This window comes from Sphingobium sp. CFD-2, from assembly GCF_024611135.1.
Lineage (GTDB): Bacteria > Pseudomonadota > Alphaproteobacteria > Sphingomonadales > Sphingomonadaceae > Sphingobium > Sphingobium fuliginis.
On record NZ_CP084405.1, the window covers coordinates 2,035,855 to 2,052,086 of the forward strand.

Genomic DNA, 16,232 nt, shown 5'->3' on the forward strand with positions numbered 1-16,232 from the left:
GTTACTCCGCTGCCTCCATGACCGGGGCGCTACCCTTGTTTTCGTTGATCCGGCGCTCGATTTCCGGACGGAAGTGCCGGATCAGGCCCTGGATCGGCCAGGCCGCCGCGTCGCCAAGCGCGCAGATGGTGTGGCCTTCGACCTGCTTGGTCACCTGGAACAGCATGTCGATCTCGCTCTGGTCGGCATCGCCGGTGCGCAGCCGCTCCATCACGCGCCACATCCAGCCGGTGCCTTCGCGGCAGGGCGTGCACTGGCCGCAGCTCTCATGCTTGTAGAAATAGGAGAGGCGCGAAATGGCGCGGACGATGTCGGTCGACTTGTCCATCACGATGACGGCGGCGGTGCCAAGGCCGGAGCCGAGCGCGCGCAGCCCATCGAAATCCATGGGCGCGTCCATGATCTCCTTCGCCGGGACCAGAGGCACCGACGAACCGCCGGGGATGACCGCCAGCAGATTGTCCCAGCCGCCGCGAATGCCGCCGCAATGCCGGTCGATCAGTTCCTTGAAACTGATGCCCATCGATTCTTCGACGACGCAGGGCTTATTCACATGGCCGCTGATCTGGAAGAGCTTGGTGCCCTTGTTGTTCTCCCGGCCGAAGCTGGAGAACCATTCGGACCCGCGCCGCAGGATCGTCGGCGCGACCGCGATCGATTCCACATTATTCACCGTGGTGGGGCAGCCATAAAGGCCCGCGCCCGCCGGGAAAGGCGGCTTCAGGCGCGGCTGGCCCTTCTTGCCCTCCAGGCTTTCGATCTGGGCGGTTTCCTCTCCGCAGATATAGGCGCCCGCGCCGCGATGGACGAAGACGTCGAAATCATAGCCGGACCCGCAGGCATTCTTGCCGAGGAAGCCCTTTTCATAGGCCTGCTCGACGGCGGCGAAGAGCACCTTCGCCTCATAGATGAACTCGCCGCGAATATAGATATAGGCGGCGCGCGCCCGCATCGCGAAACCGGCGACCAGCGCGCCCTCGATCAGCTTGTGCGGATCGTGGCGGATGATCTCGCGGTCCTTGCACGAGCCCGGCTCGGATTCGTCGGCGTTGATGACGAGGAAGCTCGGACGGCCGTCCCTGCTTTCCTTGGGCATGAAGCTCCACTTCATGCCGGTCGGGAAGCCGGCGCCGCCACGGCCGCGCAGGCCGCTGGCCTTGATGCGCTCTATGATGTCGTCCTGGCCGATTTCCAGCAGGGCCTTGGTGTTATCCCAATCGCCGCGTTTCATCGCCGCGTCGATGCCCCAATCCTGGAAGCCATAGACGTTAGTGAAGATGCGATCCTTGTCGCTGAGAGGCGCGATCACGTCGCTCATGCCCATTCGCCCCGATAGTCGTGATTTTCGTTGACCATATCCTTGAGCGTGGTCGGACCACCCTCCGGACAGCTGGTCTGACGATCGATCTGCGGCCCGATCTTGGGCTGCTTGCCAGCGGCGAGATCGTCGAGGATCGCGCTCATGCTGTCATAGGTCAGGTCTTCGAAATTATCGTCGTTGATCTGGACCATCGGCGCATTGGCGCAGGCGCCCAGACACTCGACCTCGGTCAGGGTGAACAGGCCATCGGGCGTCGTCCCGCCCTTCACCAGCCCCTTGTTCTTGCAGGCGGAGAACACATCGTCGGAGCCGCGCAGCATGCAGGGCGTCGTGCCGCAGACCTGCACATGATAGCGGCCAACGGGCGCGAGATTGTACATGGTGTAGAAGGTCGCGACCTCGTACACGCGCATATACGGCATTTCGAGTTGGTCGGCGATATATTCCATCACCGGCACCGGCAGCCAGCCCTGGGTCTGCGTCTCGGCACCCACCTGGCGCTGGGCGAGGTCAAGCAGCGGCATCACGGCCGACTGCTGACGCCCGGCGGGATAGCGGGCAATGACCTTCTTCGCCTGCTCGGCATTTTCGGCCGTCCAGGCGAACGCGCCCCAGCGCGCGCGCGTTTCGGCCTCGTCCGGGATATGAACTGCGTCAGCCATTAGCGGTCACATTCTCCAAACACGATGTCCATGGCGCCCAGGACAGCGGTGGTATCGGCCAGCATGTGGCCTTTCATCATGAAATCCATCGCCTGAAGGTGGCTAAAGGCGGTCGGGCGGATCTTGCAGCGGTAAGGCTTGTTGGAGCCGTCCGCGACCAGATAGACGCCGAATTCGCCCTTGGGGCTTTCGGTCGCGACATAGACTTCGCCCGCCGGGACATGGAAGCCCTCGGTATAAAGCTTGAAGTGGTGGATCAGCGCTTCCATCGAGCGCTTCATCTCGCCGCGCTTGGGCGGCACCACCTTGCGGTCGAAACTCGCCACCGGGCCTTCCGGCATTTCGCTGAGGCACTGCTTCATGATCCGCGCGGACTGGCGGACTTCCTCGACGCGGACCATGAAGCGGTCATAGCAGTCGAAATTGGTGCCCACCGGAACGTCGAATTCCATCCGGTCATAGACGTCATAGGGCTGCGCCTTGCGGATGTCCCAGGGGATGCCCGATCCCCGGATCATGGGGCCGGAAAAGCCCCATTTCAGCGCGTCTTCCTTGCTGACGACCGCGATGTCCACATTGCGCTGCTTGAAGATGCGGTTGTCGACCACCAGGCTCATCGCGTCCTCGAACAGGCGCGGCAAACGGGTGTCGAGCCAGTCGCCAATGTCGGTCAACAGCTTCAGCGGCACGTCCTGATGCACGCCGCCCGGCCGGAACCAGGCCGCATGCATGCGGGCGCCCGACGCCCGTTCGAAGAAGTTGAGGCAATCCTCCCGGATTTCGAACAGCCACAGGTTCGGCGTCATCGCACCCACGTCCATCACATGCGAGCCGAGGTTCAGCATGTGATTGCAGATGCGCGTCAGTTCCGCGAAGAACACGCGCAGATATTGCGCGCGCAACGGCACTTCCAGGTTCAGCAGCTTTTCGATGGCGAGGACATAGCTGTGCTCCATGCCGAGCGGCGAGCAATAGTCCAGCCGGTCGAAATAGGGCAGCGCCTGCAAATAGGTCTTGTGCTCGATCAGCTTCTCGGTGCCGCGATGCAGAAGGCCGACATGCGGGTCGCAGCGCTCGACGATCTCGCCGTCCAGTTCCATGACCAGGCGCAGAACGCCGTGCGCGGCAGGGTGCTGCGGACCGAAGTTGATCGTGTAGTTCTGGATTTCCGTGTCGCCGTAGGACGGGTCCGCCGCGTCGGTCACATGGTCCAGCTTTTCCAGATAGTCGGACATCAGGCCTTATCCTCAGGCTTGGCAGCGCCTTTGCCTTCGTCTGTGTGCTCTTCGGGCTTTACCGGAGCATTGGGCGACTTTTCCGCACCCTTGCTGTTGGCGGGTTCACCCGCACCGGTATCCTCGGACTTTTCGGTGACCTTGGGCGTGGCACCGGCCGGTTCGCCCTTGGGAGCCGCAGCGGCCGGCAACGGGGCTGTGACAGGTGTCGGCGCTCCCGGCGCCTGCGGCGCCTTCTCGTCGCCCGGCAGCACATATTGCGCGCCTTCCCACGGGCTCATGAAGTCGAACTGCCGGAAATCCTGCGCCAGCTTCACCGGCTTGTAGACGACGCGCTTGTCCTCTTCGGAATACCACATCTCGACATAGCCGGTCAGCGGGAAGTCCTTGCGCTGCGGATGGCCCTTGAAACCATAGTCGGTCAGGATGCGGCGCAGATCGGCGTTCCCCTCGAAGATGACGCCGTACATGTCGAACACCTCCCGCTCCAGCCAGCCGGCGACCGGCCAGATGTGCGTGACGGTGGGAACGGGCATGTCCTCGTCGGTCTGCACCTTCACGCGGACGCGGTGGTTCCGCGTGACGCTGAGCAGATGGTAGCAGACCTCGAAGCGCTCCGGACGATCCGGATAATCGACGCCCGCAATTTCCATGAGCTGCTGATATTGCGCGCGATCCCGCAGCAGCACCATCGCGTCGGCCAGCTTTTCCCGGACGACGGTGAAGCTCAGTTCATCGGCATGATCGACGGTTTCGACCAGCATCGGTCCCAGCAGACCGGCGATTTCCTGCGCGATCCCATCGATGGCCGCGATCCTAGGAGCAGAATGACCCATATCAGCGCTCAACCGTTCCGATGCGGCGGATTTTCCGCTGCAACTGCATCACGCCATAAAGCAGGGCTTCCGCTGTCGGCGGGCAACCCGGCACATAGATGTCGACCGGCACGATGCGGTCGCAGCCACGCACGACCGAATAGCTGTAGTGATAATAGCCACCGCCATTCGCGCAGCTGCCCATCGAAATCACATATTTCGGATTGGACATCTGGTCGTAAACCTTGCGCAACGCCGGAGCCATCTTGTTGCACAGCGTCCCGGCCACGATCATCACGTCGGACTGGCGCGGCGAGGCGCGCGGTGCGGCGCCGAAGCGTTCCATGTCATAACGGGGCATGTTGACGTGGATCATCTCCACCGCGCAGCAGGCCAGGCCGAAGGTCATCCACCAGAGCGAGCCGGTGCGAGCCCACTGAAACAGTTCCTCCGTCGAGGTGACGAGGAAACCCTTGTCACTGACCTCGCTGTTCAGCGCGTTGAAGAAATCCTGGTCGGGCTGGGTCCCCGCGGGCAACAAGGTGCCGGGCGCGGGCCGCTCAAGTTCTACTCCCAATCGAGTGCTCCCTTCTTCCACGCATAGACGAGGCCGAGCACCAGCTCCGCTATGAAGATCATCATCGTCGCCCAGCCGGCCCAGCCGATCTGGTCGAGGCTGACCGCCCAGGGGTAGAGGAACGCCGCTTCCAGGTCGAAGATGATGAACAGGATCGCGACGAGGTAGAATCGCACGTCGAACTGGCTGCGCGGTTCTTCGAACGCAGGAAAGCCGCATTCATATTCGCTGAGCTTGGCCGGATCGGGCTGATGCGCGCCGGTCAGGCGCCCCACCAGCATCGGCAGGAACACGAATGCGCTCGAAAGCAGCAAGGCGATCCCGAGAAAGATCAGGATCGGCAGATATTGGGCTAGATCGACCAACGGAATCCCCTGGGCGAAAATGATTTACGGGCGCGCTTTAGGCCCGCTGCATATGCGAAGCAAGGCCCGGAGGCATGAGAATGATTCGCAACAATGGCGGCGACCTGATCACGCTACCAAAAGCAAGCCGTCAGCGCAGCGCTCCAGCCACCAACTTATGTAATTTGCTGTGGATCGCATCATTGCCCGCGATGACTTCCTTGCGCTCGATCGGCTGGTCGCCGCCGCGGAAATCCGACACGAAGCCGCCCGCTTCCCGCACCATCAGCAGGCCCGCCGCCACGTCCCAGGGTTGCAGGCCGCTTTCCCAGAAGCCGTCATAGCGGCCGGAGGCGACATGGGCGAGGTCCAGCGAGGCCGCGCCGAAGCGCCGGATTCCGGCCACCGAGGGCCCTACGGCCCCGAAGATGCGCGTCCATTGCGCGAAATCGCCATGCCCCAGGAAGGGGATGCCCGTGGCGATCAGGCAGTCGCCCAGATCGCGCCGCGCCGAAACGCGCAGCCGCTGGTCATGCCGCCAGGCGCCCCGGCTCTTTTCCGCCCAATAGCTTTCGTCGGTCACCGGCTGGTAGATGAGGCCGGTCGTCACCTCCCGCTTGCCGCCGTAGAGCGGCTCCTCGACCGCGATGGAGATCGCGAAGTGCGGGATGCCGTGCAGGAAATTGCTGGTGCCGTCGAGCGGATCGATGATCCAGCGCGGCTTGCCCGGATCGCCCGCGATCTCGCCGCCTTCCTCAAGCAGGAAACCCCAATCGGGCCGCGCCTTCTGCAATTCCTCGACCAGCGTCTTTTCCGCCTGCTGGTCGGCCTTGGACACGAAGTCCGCCGGCCCCTTTCGGGACACCTGCAGATGTTCGACCTCGCCAAAGTCGCGGCGCAGCTTGGAGCCAGCCTTGCGCGCGGCGCGTTCCATGACGGTCAAAAGGCCCGAGTGCGATACCATTTTTCTTGTCTCCCCCCTCCCGCAAACGGGAGGGGCCGGGGGTGGGCATGCCGCAATAGCGGCACTCTGAAAAGGGAAAGGGCAGGAAGCTCGCTCATGCTCGCCACCCACCCCCTAAACCCCTTCCGCCTGCGGGAAGGGGGATCGAATATCAATCCGCGCGCTTCACATATTCGCGCTCATACACGTCGACGACGATGCGCGTGCCGGTGACGATGTGCGGCGGCACCATGACGCGCACGCCATTGTCGAGGATGGCGGGCTTGTAGCTCGCCGAAGCGGTCTGGCCCTTCACCACGGCGTCGGCTTCCACCACGGTCGCTTCGACCGTTTCGGGAAGCTGCACGGAGATCGGACGTTCCTCATACATTTCCAGCATGACCATCATGCCGTCCTGCAGGAAGGCCGACGCATCGCCCACCAGATCCTGCGGCAGATTGATCTGCTCATAGGTTTCCGTATCCATGAAGACGAGCATGTCGCCCTCTGCATAGAGATATTGGAAATCCTTGGTGTCGAGGCGGATGCGCTCCACCGTCTCGGCCGACCGGAAGCGGACGTTGTTCTTGCGCCCGTCGATCAGGTTCTTCAGTTCCACCTGCATATAGGCGCCGCCCTTGCCGGGCTGGGTATGCTGGATCTTCACGGCGCGCCACAGGCTGCCGTCATATTCGATGTTGTTGCCGGGACGAATCTCGACGCCGCTGATCTTCATGGGAAGAGCCTGCCTATATGTCTGAAGGTGAAAAGAGCCGGCCTCTGGAGGCTGGCCGCGCCCTTACATGGATGAGGGCGAAAGGGCAAGAGGCGGCGCCTATCGCGGTTTCGCCAGCAAGGGATAGGGATTGATCGCCCGCCCGCCATGCCAGGGCTCTCCCGGACGCAGTTCATGCACCGCGAAGTGCAGGTGCGGCGCTGCCGAATCGGCATTGCCGGTGCTGCCGACGGTCGCGATGCGCTGTCCGCGCCGAACCGCCTGCCCTTCCGCAAGGCCCGGCGCATAGCCGTCCAGATGCGCATAATAATAGATGCGCCGTCCATCGGGCGAGCGTTCATAGATCGTGCGCCCGCCTTCCTCGCTCCAGAACAGCTTTTCGATCCGTCCGTCCGCCGCCGCCAGCACCGCCCTGCCCCGCGCCGCCATGATGTCGATGGCGTCATGGGCGCGCGCGCCGCTCGCCCGCGCCTGGGCGAATGTATCGCTCAGCGCGGAGGGCGGCACGCCCTCGACCGGGATCAGCAGGGCACCGGCTTCCGCCGCCGCAGGCCGGGAAGGCTCAGGCGCGTCCGCCGGCACGATCCGCACGAAGGTGCGCAGGAGGGCCGCGCCGATCAGGACGGCCAGGCCGATGCCGGCCCAACCGCGCGCCCTCATGGCTGGAACACCGCCTTCACGCCGGACTTCACCATCTGGGCGAGCCGCGCCGCGTCCCAATTGGTGAGCCGGATGCAACCATGGCTTTCCGTTCGGCCGATGGTCTGCGGCTCCGGCGTGCCGTGAATGCCGTAATGCGGCTTCGACAGGTCGATCCACACCACGCCGACCGGGCCGTTGGGACCGGGCTTCAGCACCGCCTTCCGGTCGGTGGAGGACGCATCCCAGAACAGGTCCGGATTATAGTGGAAATCGGGATTGCGGCTCAACCCCTTGATTTCCCACGTTCCGATCGGCAGGGGATCATGCTGCGACCCCATGGTGGCTGGAAATTGCGCGATCAGCCGGTTCTGCGCGTCATAGGCCCGGAGCACCCCGTCCGACTTGTCCACGACGATGTGGTCGGCCTGCGGCTGCTCCTTGGCCACGCCCAGGCCGGCGAGCGTCTCGCCCCAGCCGCGCTCGTCGCCTTCGATCCGGGCAACCGGCTGGTTGGCGATGGCAGGTACGCGGATCGTGGCTCCCGCGCCGAGCTTCGTGTTCGGAGGATTGAGCGCGAGCAGCGCCTCCGGCCGGGTGTGGAAACGTTCGGCCAGCTTCTCCAGCAGGTTGCGATAGCCAAGGGCGGGCAGCTTCGCCTGATCGTTGAGTTCCCTGGGCACCGCAAAGAACGGTCCCTTGGCGAAATCCGCCGGTATCTTCACCAGCCAGGTCGCGGGCTGCGGCCGGTCGCCCAGCAGCGCCTTGGCCGTCGCCTCATCATATTTCCCGGTGGTCGGCAGGCCCTTCGCCTCCTGGAAACCCCTGAGCGCGGTGGTGAAGGACATGCCTTCCTTCCCATCCAATACGCCGGGCGAGAAGCCGGCCCGGTCCAGCGCCACCTGCGCCTGCAGCACCGATTCCACCCGCGCAGGCGCGCCTGTCGGCTCGGGCACCACGGTGAAGGCGTAGGGATCGCCGGCAGGCCGCGCAGCCTGCCCGGTCGCCTGGTTCGACGGTGCGCTCTCATTGGCTTCCGTCACCGTCATGTTGCAGGCCGCACAGAGCAGCGTCAGGATCAGCGGATTGGTTTTCAAGGCGATACTCTCCCATTTGTGGAAGGGAAAACGCCTGAAGTGCAGGAAAGCTGCCTGCCGCCTTATACCGTTATTCCTGCGCCAACACCGCCCGGAATGCCGCCACGCCGGCTTGCGGCCCATCCGAATGGCCCCATACCGCCCCGCTCACCGCCAGGAAATCCGCCCCGGCCTTCACCAGCGGCGCGGCATTGCCGGGCGTTATCCCGCCAATCGCCACGCAGGGCAGTTCGAACAATGCCGTCCACCAGCCCAGGATCGATGGGTCGGGGCGATGGATCGTTTCCTTGGTGGTCGTAGAATAGAAGGCCCCGAACGCAACATAGTCCGCCCCTGCTTCCCCTGCTTCCATCGCCAGATGGCGGCTGTCATGGCAGGTGACGCCGATCTGCACCGAAGGACCGAGCAGCTTGCGCGCCTCGCGAGGATCGCCGTCGCCCTGCCCCAGATGAACGCCGTCGGCCCCCAGGCGCTTCGCCAGGCTCATGCTGTCGTTGATGATGAACGCGACATCCCGTTCCGCGCAGAGCTTTTGCAGCGGCGCGGCGGCTTGGGCGATGGCGTCGTCACCCACGCCCTTCAACCGCAATTGGAACGCCGCGACGTCGCCCCCATCGAAGGCGGCGGCGAGACTGTCGACAAAGCCCGCATCGATCGCCGGCGGGGAGATCAGGTAGAGCTGACAGGGCGGCCGCCGGTCATCGCTGTCGAACCGGGCTGCGAAATTCGGGTCGAGAGCCAATTCTTCATCGGTAAATTCAGTCATGGGTCTCGCCTTAGCCGCTTTTGATGGCGTTGGAAAAGGGCGGAGCCGATCGGCCCTCACCCGCGTTCCTCCTGCATGATCAGGATCGGATGTTCGGGATGGAATTACCGGGATTGGCGCGGGCGCTTCTATCCGGAGAAGCTGGCGGCGAAAAACTGGTTCGCTTACTATGCCCAGCAGTTCGACACGGTAGAGATCAACAACAGCTTCTATCGCCTGCCCCGGCCGGAAACCGTCGACAAATGGCGCGAACAGGCGCCCGGGGGCTTTTGCTATGCGGCCAAGGCGAACCGCTATCTGACGCAGATGAAGAAGCTCAAGGATTGCGAGGAACCGCTGGCAAGGATGATGGAGTCCTTCGCGCATTTCGGCCCGACGCTGGGGCCGGTCCTCTATCAACTCCCGCCGCATTTCTCGCTCGATCTGCCAAGGCTGGAGGCATTCCTCCGCATCGCGCCGCGCGATCCCGTGCCGGTCTTCGAATTCCGCCATTCAAGCTGGTATGTGGATGAACTCTTTGCGCTGCTGGAGCGGTACGGAGCGGCTCTCTGCGTGCATGACATGCCCGGCTCGGCCAGTCCCCGGCTGGGTGTCGGCTCGACCGCCTATGTCCGCTTCCACGGCACGACGGGGAAATATCGCGGCGGCTATTCGCGTGAAAGGCTGGCGGACTGGGCCGAATGGATGAAGGCGCAGAGCAGCGACGGCCGGACCGTCTGGGCCTATTTCAACAATGACTATGACGCGCAGGCAATTGCCGACGCCCGGATATTGAAGGCGTTGACGCAGAAAGGCTAGTTTCACCCCGTCAGAACCGAACCGTGCTCCTGCGAAGGCGGGAGCACGGCGGACCGGCCGCGAGCGCCTTCCGGGCGCTCACGACCGTCACCGCAGATCAGGCCGCCTTGCTGGTGGAAGCGCCGTGAATCTCGTCGATTGCTTCGCCCAGCGAGGCGTTGAACTCCTCGTCGCTCATCTGGTGGCGCAGGTCGTTCAGCAGCGCGCGGCTGAAGCTGGCGATGATGCCGCGATTCCTGGCCAGCTCGATGCAGGCTTCGGACCGCGAGAAACCGCCGGACAAGGCGACGACGCGCAGCACGCGGGGATGGTCGACCAGCGGATCGAACAGACCGGCCTTTGTCGGCAGCGACAGCTTCAGCATCACCTTGTCGTCGCCCGGCAGCGCGTCGAGATTCTTGAGGATTTCCTCCAGCAGGATCTGGTCGGCCTCTGCGCGTTCCGGGCTCTTGATGTTGACTTCCGGCTCGATGATCGGAACGAGCCCTGCGGCCAGCACCTGCCGACCGACCTCGAACTGCTGCCTGACGACGGCGGCGATGCCCTCGCGGTTGGCGAGGTTGATGACCGAACGCTCCTTGGTGCCGAACACGCCCAGCGCCTTGGCGCGGTGCAGCAAGGTGTCGAGGCCGGGGTTCGGCTTCATCAACTGAACGCCGTTCGCTTCATCCTCCAGCCCCTTGTCGATCTTGATGAAGGGCACGACGCCGCGCTCGATCAGCGCCTGCGGAACCGACTTGCCGCCCGCTTCGCCGTCCATGGTGCGCTCGAACAGGATCGCGCCCAGCACCTTCTCGCCCGAAAAGACCGGCGAGGTGATGATGCGGCTGCGCATATCGTGGATCAGCCCGAACATTTCCTCTTCGGTGGACCAGGCGTCTTCCTCGATGCCATAGCCCTTCAGCGCCTTGGGCGTCGAACCGCCGCTCTGGTCGAGCGCCGCGATGAAGCCGTTGCCGCCCTCGATCTTCGCCTTCATGTCCTCGAACTGCATCTGCACATACCTCTTGGTTGGATGCGCCGCCCTCCCGGCAGCGCGTCTAGGGGGCGGACGCCCTTGCACGGCGTCCATGGTCGAGCGGAGCGCGCCACTCTCCAAGGCGCGCGCCGCAATCTGAATCAGGCCATCAGCGCCTTGACGCCGGGCAGCTCCTTGCCTTCCATCCACTCCAGGAACGCACCGCCAGCGGTGGAGACGAAGCTGAAATCGCCCGCCACGCCCGCATGGTTGAGCGCCGCGACGGTGTCGCCGCCACCCGCGACCGACGTCAGCCCGCCTTCCTTGGTGAGCGCCGCCGCGGTCTTGGCCAGCGCCACGGTCGCCTTGTCGAACGGCGCGATCTCGAATGCGCCGAGCGGGCCGTTCCATACCAAGGTCCGGCAGTTCTTAAGCGCATCGCCCAACGCCTCAACCGCCGCTGGGCCGACGTCGAGGATCATCTCATCCTCTGCCACCTCATGCACGTTGCATGTGCGCAAGGAGGGCGGGTTGGCGGCAAATTCCTTCGCCACGACGACGTCATAGGGCAGATGGATGGTGCAGCCCGCCGCTTCCGCCTTGTCGAAGATCGCCTCCGCGGTCTCCGCCAGATCCTTCTCGCACAGCGACTTGCCGACATCCACGCCGCGCGCGAACAGGAAGGTATTGGCCATGCCGCCGCCGATGATCAGATGATCGACCTTGGCGACGAGGTTGTTGAGCACGTCGAGCTTGGTCGACACCTTCGCCCCGCCGACGACCGCCGCGACCGGCTTCACCGGTTCGCCCAGCGCGGCCTGCAGCGCATCCAGTTCCTTCTCCATCGATCGGCCGGCAAAGGCGGGCAGCTTGTGCGCCAGCCCCTCGGTCGACGCATGGGCGCGATGCGCGGCGGAAAAGGCGTCGTTGACATACAGGTCGCCAATCGCCGCCATCGCCTCCACCAGCGCGGGATCGTTCTTTTCCTCGCCGGCATGGAAGCGGGTGTTCTCCAGGATCGCGATGTCGCCGTTGCGCATCACCTTGATGCCGTCGACAGCCGCCTCGCCCTGACAGTCGGGGATGAACTGCACGTCGCGGCCCAGCACGGCGGTCAGCGGGCGAGTGATCTTGGAGAGGGAGAATTCGGGGTTCTTCTGGCCCTTGGGACGGCCGAAATGGGCAAGGATCAGAACCTTGGCGCCCCGATCGGCCAGTTCCAGCACGGTGGGCATCGCCGCGCGCAGGCGGGTGTCGTCGGAGACGGAACCATCCTGCATCGGCACGTTCAGATCCTCGCGCACCAGCACCACCTTGCCCGTGATGTCTCCCATGTCGTCGAGTGTCTTGAACGGCTTTGCCATGATCGCTCCCTGCTGCGAAAATAAGGATGGTGATGAAAAACCCCGCCGGACGGTCCGGCGGGGCTGATGGTCTTTTTAGAGGAACTTCGCCACGACCCCGGTGGTGTCGATCATGCGGTTCGAGAAGCCCCATTCATTGTCGTACCAGCTCAGCACGCGGACCAGCGTGCCGTCGATCACCGCCGTTTCCAGGCTGTCGACGGTCGAGCTGCGCGGATCGCCATTATAGTCGATGGACACCAGCGGCTCCTCCGAATAGCCAAGAATGCCCTTCAGCGGGCCGGATTCCGAAGCGGCCTTCAGCAGTTCGTTGACTTCCTGGACGGTGGTGGCGCGCTTGGCGATGAACTTCAGGTCAACGACCGAAACATTCGGGGTCGGCACGCGCACCGACGAACCGTCCAGCTTGCCCTTCAGTTCCGGCATCACCTCCCCGACAGCGCGCGCCGCGCCGGTGGTGGTCGGGATCATCGACAGGGCAGCGGCGCGGGCGCGGCGCATGTCCTTGTGAAGCTGATCCAGCGTGTTCTGGTCGTTGGTGTAGCTGTGGATCGTGGTCATGAAGCCCTTTTCGATGCCGATGGCGTCATGCAGGACCTTCGCCAGCGGCGCGAGGCAGTTGGTGGTGCAGCTCGCATTCGAGATGACGACGTCGCCGGCGCTCAGCGTTTCATGATTGACGCCGAAAACCACGGTCTTGTCGACGCCGGTGGCGGGAGCGGAGATGACGACGCGCTTGGCGCCCGCGGTCAGGTGCGCGCTGGCCTTTTCCTTGTCCGCGAAAATGCCGGTGCACTCCAGCGCGACGTCCACGCCCTGGGCGGCATGGGGCAGCTTGGCGGGGTCGCGTTCGGCGGTCACGGCGATACGCTTGCCGTCGATGACCAGGAAATTGCCGTCGACGCTCACTTCGCCGGCCCAGTTGCCGTGCACGGAATCACGCTTGAACAGCAGGGCATTCGACTTGGCGTCGCCCAGGTCGTTGATGCTCACCAGTTCCAGATCATGGTCGGTGCGCGAGAGGATCGCACGGGCGACCAGACGACCGATGCGGCCGAAACCGTTGATTGCTACCTTCGTTGCCACTGCACTTGTCTCCCGGTTGGTTTGAATTTCAGTCGAGCGCGGCCACGATCTGCGGCGCGATCTTGGCGGCGGTCAGGCCGAAATGATCGTAAAGCACTTCCGCCGGAGCCGAGGCGCCGAACGTGTCGATGCCGAAACGCAGGCCGGCGATGCCGACATAACGCTCCCACCCGAAAGTGGTGCCTGCCTCAATCGAGGCGCGCAGGACATGGTGCGGAAGGAGATCATCCTTATACGCCTGCGGCTGCGCATCGAAATGCGCCCAGCTCGGCATGGAGACGACGTCCGCGCCGATGCCCTGCTCTTCCAGCAGCGCGGCGGTGGCGACGGCGATCTCGACCTCGGACCCGGTGGCGACCAGTACCACCTTGCGCTCGGCCGTGGCCGCCTTCAGGCGATAGGCGCCCCTGGCCGACAGGTTTTCACCCGCCTTCTCGGTGCGAAGCTGCGGCAGGTTCTGGCGGGTCAGCGCCAGCACCGACGGGCCGTCGGCATCCTTCAGCGCCAGTTCCCAGCACTCAGCCGTCTCGACAATGTCGGCCGGGCGATAGACGTCCAGGTTCGGAATCATGCGCAGCGACATGACATGTTCGATCGGCTGGTGGGTCGGGCCGTCCTCGCCCAGACCGATGGAGTCATGGGTCAGCACATGGATGGCGCGGATCTGCTGGAGCGCCGCCAGACGGATGCCCGCGCGCATATAGTCGGAAAAGACCAGGAAGGTGCCGCCATAGGGAATGACGCCGCCATGAAGCGCCATGCCGTTCATGGCGCAGGCCATGCCGAACTCGCGAATGCCGTAATAGACGTAACGGCCCGAATAATCGTCTTTGGTGAGCGGCCCGGTCGACTTGGTCTTGGTGTTGTTGGAGCCGGTGAGGTCCGCCGAGCCGCCCAGCGTCTCCGGCAGCAGGTCGTTGATCGCGCCCAGCGTCAGTTCGCTCGCCTTGCGGGTGGCGACCTTCTGCGGATTGGCGATCAGCGTGTCGATATAGGCGTCAAGCGAGAAACCGGCGGGCAGGTCGCCGGCCATGCGGCGCTCGAATTCGGCCCTTTGCGCGTTGGAACCAAGACGATCCGCCCAGGCCACATGGGCGTCGCCGCCCTTTGCGCCGATGGCGTGCCAGGCGGCGGCAATGTCTTCCGGGATCACGAAAGGTTCGGCCGACCAGCCAAGGAATTCACGGGCGGCAGCGACTTCGGCTTCACCAAGGGCGGAGCCGTGGACGCCCGAAGTGCCCGCCTTGTTGGGTGCGCCATAACCGATCTTGGTGGCGCAGGCGATCAGCGAGGGGCGCGGATCGGCCAGCGCCTCGTCGATGGCGCGGCGCACATCGGCCATGTCATGACCGTCGCAGGACACGACATGCCAGCCCGTCGCGGCATAGCGGGCGCGCACATCCTCGCTGCTCGAAAGGTCGACCGCGCCATCGATGGTGATCTTGTTATCGTCCCACAGCACGATCAGGCGGCCCAGGTTCAGATGCCCGGCAAGGCCGATGGCCTCGTGGTTGATGCCCTCCATCAGGCAGCCGTCGCCGGCCAGCACCCAGGTGCGGTGATCGACCAGATCGTCGCCGAACTGCGCATTCAGATGCCGCTCGGCAATCGCCATGCCCACCGCGGTGGCAAGGCCGGAACCCAGGGGCCCGGTGGTCGCCTCCACCCCCGCCAGCTCGAAATTCTCCGGATGGCCGGCGCAGGGGCTGCCCAGCTGGCGGAAATTCGCGATGTCCTGGATGGTCGGACGCGCATAGCCGGTCAGGTGCAGTAGCGAGTAGATCAGCATCGATCCATGGCCCGCCGACAGCACGAAGCGGTCGCGGTCCGCCCATTTCGGCGCCTTGGGATCGAACTTCAGATAATCCTTGAACAGCACGGTGGCGACGTCGGCCATGCCCATCGGCATGCCGGGATGGCCGCTGTTCGCGGCCTGCACCGCGTCCATGGAAAGCGCCCGGATGGCGTTGGCGAGGGACTTTTCGGAAACGGTCATCGAAGCGGCGTCTTTCCTGGCTTGTCTATGGCCCCCTGTTAAGGCCAGCGAATCGAAATTGCGCCCCCTTTGTCGCCTCAGGGACAAGGCGTCAACTACGGGTGGCCCCCAGGGTGCGCCAAGCCGCCGAATGACGGCTTTTGCGCGGTGAAAACTTTGTCTATGCGTGGAGCATGGCAAGTGACCGAATGATGCAGGCGATCCGCGCTCTGGAACGCGCGATCGACCGGCTCGAACAGGATGTGGAAGGCCTTGTGTCGGCCGCCTCCGGCCCCTCCCCAGGCATCGACGCCGCCGCCGCCCGCACGGCGCTGCGGTCGCTGGACAGTCTCATCACCGAATTGAAGGGGCAGGATGTGAAGGACCAGGTCGGTGGCTGAAACCACATTGCACATTGCCGGGCGCGTCTATGACCTGCGCTGCCGCGACGGGGAGGAGGCGCATCTGGCGCATCTCGCCAACCTGATCGAGCGCAAGGCGCGACTGGCACAGCAGAACACCCCGGGCCTGACCGAGGTGCGCACGCTGCTGTTCGCCGCGCTGTTCCTGGCCGACGAACTCAACGACCTGAAGCGCGAGGCGATAGGGCGGCAACAGACCCTGGCGCTGGAGCCGGAGGACGAGCCTGCCATCCGCGCGCTCGAATCCCTTGCCACCCGCATAGAAAAGCTGCGCGAGAGACTTGTCGTCGCCGCTCCTCAGGCCTAAATAGAGAGGCGACGGGCACTGCGCGGTATCGAGCTTTAGCGAACATCCCTGAGGCGATAATCACATCCACGGGGACTGTCCCTGGGCGGGCTCTGGCCCGATCTACATGGTTCCCACCTGACGTTGAGGCGTCAGAGGATTTTCCAGCACACGGCCGAGGCGGTCCCGTCACCCCCTCCCGCAATTC

At 64.3% G+C, this 16,232-nt stretch carries 18 protein-coding genes; 3 read left to right on the forward strand and 15 right to left on the reverse strand.

The window, feature by feature from the left end; translation table 11 throughout:
* Position 1: 1 nt before the first annotated feature.
* The 11 genes from nuoF to thiE all read right to left on the reverse strand — a co-directional run bounded on the left by nuoF (position 2) and on the right by thiE (position 9,135).
* Complete coding sequence (gene nuoF, locus LDB29_RS09830; protein WP_025549538.1) at positions 2-1,318, reverse strand: NADH-quinone oxidoreductase subunit NuoF; 1,317 nt, start codon at positions 1,316-1,318, stop codon at positions 2-4.
* Positions 1,315-1,983 (reverse strand): NADH-quinone oxidoreductase subunit NuoE, encoded by a 669-nt coding sequence (gene nuoE, locus LDB29_RS09835; protein WP_025549539.1) that lies wholly within the window; start codon positions 1,981-1,983, stop codon positions 1,315-1,317. The genes nuoF and nuoE overlap by 4 nt, the downstream gene beginning before the upstream one ends.
* Complete coding sequence (locus LDB29_RS09840) at positions 1,983-3,218, reverse strand: NADH-quinone oxidoreductase subunit D (protein WP_025549540.1); 1,236 nt, start codon at positions 3,216-3,218, stop codon at positions 1,983-1,985. Before LDB29_RS09840 ends, nuoE begins: the two co-directional genes overlap by 1 nt.
* On the reverse strand, positions 3,218-4,054 hold the full coding sequence (locus LDB29_RS09845; protein WP_025549541.1) for an NADH-quinone oxidoreductase subunit C: 837 nt from the start codon (positions 4,052-4,054) through the stop codon (positions 3,218-3,220). Before LDB29_RS09845 ends, LDB29_RS09840 begins: the two co-directional genes overlap by 1 nt.
* A 1-nt stretch (position 4,055) precedes the next feature.
* A complete protein-coding gene (locus tag LDB29_RS09850) occupies positions 4,056-4,610 on the reverse strand; it encodes an NADH-quinone oxidoreductase subunit B family protein (RefSeq protein ID WP_013847137.1) in 555 nt (184 codons plus the stop codon).
* Positions 4,601-4,975: an NADH-quinone oxidoreductase subunit A gene (locus LDB29_RS09855; RefSeq protein ID WP_025549542.1), complete on the reverse strand. Its 375-nt coding sequence runs from the start codon at positions 4,973-4,975 to the stop codon at positions 4,601-4,603. Before LDB29_RS09855 ends, LDB29_RS09850 begins: the two co-directional genes overlap by 10 nt.
* Positions 4,976-5,105: 130 nt before the next feature.
* On the reverse strand, positions 5,106-5,918 hold the full coding sequence (locus tag LDB29_RS09860; RefSeq protein ID WP_025549543.1) for an inositol monophosphatase family protein: 813 nt from the start codon (positions 5,916-5,918) through the stop codon (positions 5,106-5,108).
* Between the two features lie 151 nt (positions 5,919-6,069).
* On the reverse strand, positions 6,070-6,633 hold the full coding sequence (gene efp / locus LDB29_RS09865) for an elongation factor P (protein WP_025549544.1): 564 nt from the start codon (positions 6,631-6,633) through the stop codon (positions 6,070-6,072).
* 99 nt (positions 6,634-6,732) lie between these two features.
* Positions 6,733-7,293: a M23 family metallopeptidase gene (locus LDB29_RS09870; RefSeq protein ID WP_025549545.1), complete on the reverse strand. Its 561-nt coding sequence runs from the start codon at positions 7,291-7,293 to the stop codon at positions 6,733-6,735.
* On the reverse strand, positions 7,290-8,369 hold the full coding sequence (locus LDB29_RS09875) for a L,D-transpeptidase (protein WP_257556977.1): 1,080 nt from the start codon (positions 8,367-8,369) through the stop codon (positions 7,290-7,292). Before LDB29_RS09875 ends, LDB29_RS09870 begins: the two co-directional genes overlap by 4 nt.
* A 70-nt stretch (positions 8,370-8,439) precedes the next feature.
* Positions 8,440-9,135 carry a thiamine phosphate synthase gene (thiE, locus tag LDB29_RS09880; protein WP_025549547.1) on the reverse strand — a complete coding sequence of 232 codons (696 nt, stop codon included), beginning with the start codon at positions 9,133-9,135 and terminating at the stop codon, positions 8,440-8,442.
* 75 nt (positions 9,136-9,210) lie between these two features.
* Here thiE and LDB29_RS09885 point away from each other — a divergent pair, with 75 nt between their 5' ends.
* Positions 9,211-9,933 carry a DUF72 domain-containing protein gene (locus LDB29_RS09885; RefSeq protein WP_099185717.1) on the forward strand — a complete coding sequence of 241 codons (723 nt, stop codon included), beginning with the start codon at positions 9,211-9,213 and terminating at the stop codon, positions 9,931-9,933.
* 97 nt (positions 9,934-10,030) lie between these two features.
* Here the strand turns inward: LDB29_RS09885 and LDB29_RS09890 are convergent, their stop codons facing one another.
* The 4 genes from LDB29_RS09890 to tkt all read right to left on the reverse strand — a co-directional run bounded on the left by LDB29_RS09890 (position 10,031) and on the right by tkt (position 15,337).
* Entirely contained in the window at positions 10,031-10,927 is an 897-nt protein-coding gene (locus LDB29_RS09890) for a fructose bisphosphate aldolase (RefSeq protein ID WP_099185716.1), read from the reverse strand.
* 125 nt (positions 10,928-11,052) lie between these two features.
* A complete protein-coding gene (gene pgk / locus LDB29_RS09895; RefSeq protein WP_025552065.1) occupies positions 11,053-12,255 on the reverse strand; it encodes a phosphoglycerate kinase in 1,203 nt (400 codons plus the stop codon).
* A gap of 75 nt (positions 12,256-12,330) precedes the next feature.
* A complete protein-coding gene (gap, locus tag LDB29_RS09900; protein WP_025552063.1) occupies positions 12,331-13,341 on the reverse strand; it encodes a type I glyceraldehyde-3-phosphate dehydrogenase in 1,011 nt (336 codons plus the stop codon).
* A gap of 28 nt (positions 13,342-13,369) precedes the next feature.
* Positions 13,370-15,337, reverse strand: a complete 1,968-nt coding sequence (gene tkt / locus LDB29_RS09905) for a transketolase (protein WP_099185715.1) — start codon at positions 15,335-15,337, stop codon at positions 13,370-13,372.
* Between the two features lie 173 nt (positions 15,338-15,510).
* Between tkt and LDB29_RS09910 the strand changes: the two genes are divergently transcribed.
* Positions 15,511-15,717, forward strand: coding sequence for a hypothetical protein (locus LDB29_RS09910; protein ID WP_244968675.1), 207 nt, complete (start codon positions 15,511-15,513; stop codon positions 15,715-15,717).
* Positions 15,710-16,045, forward strand: coding sequence for a cell division protein ZapA (locus LDB29_RS09915; RefSeq protein WP_025552059.1), 336 nt, complete (start codon positions 15,710-15,712; stop codon positions 16,043-16,045). Before LDB29_RS09910 ends, LDB29_RS09915 begins: the two co-directional genes overlap by 8 nt.
* The last annotated feature ends 187 nt before the right edge of the window (positions 16,046-16,232 follow it).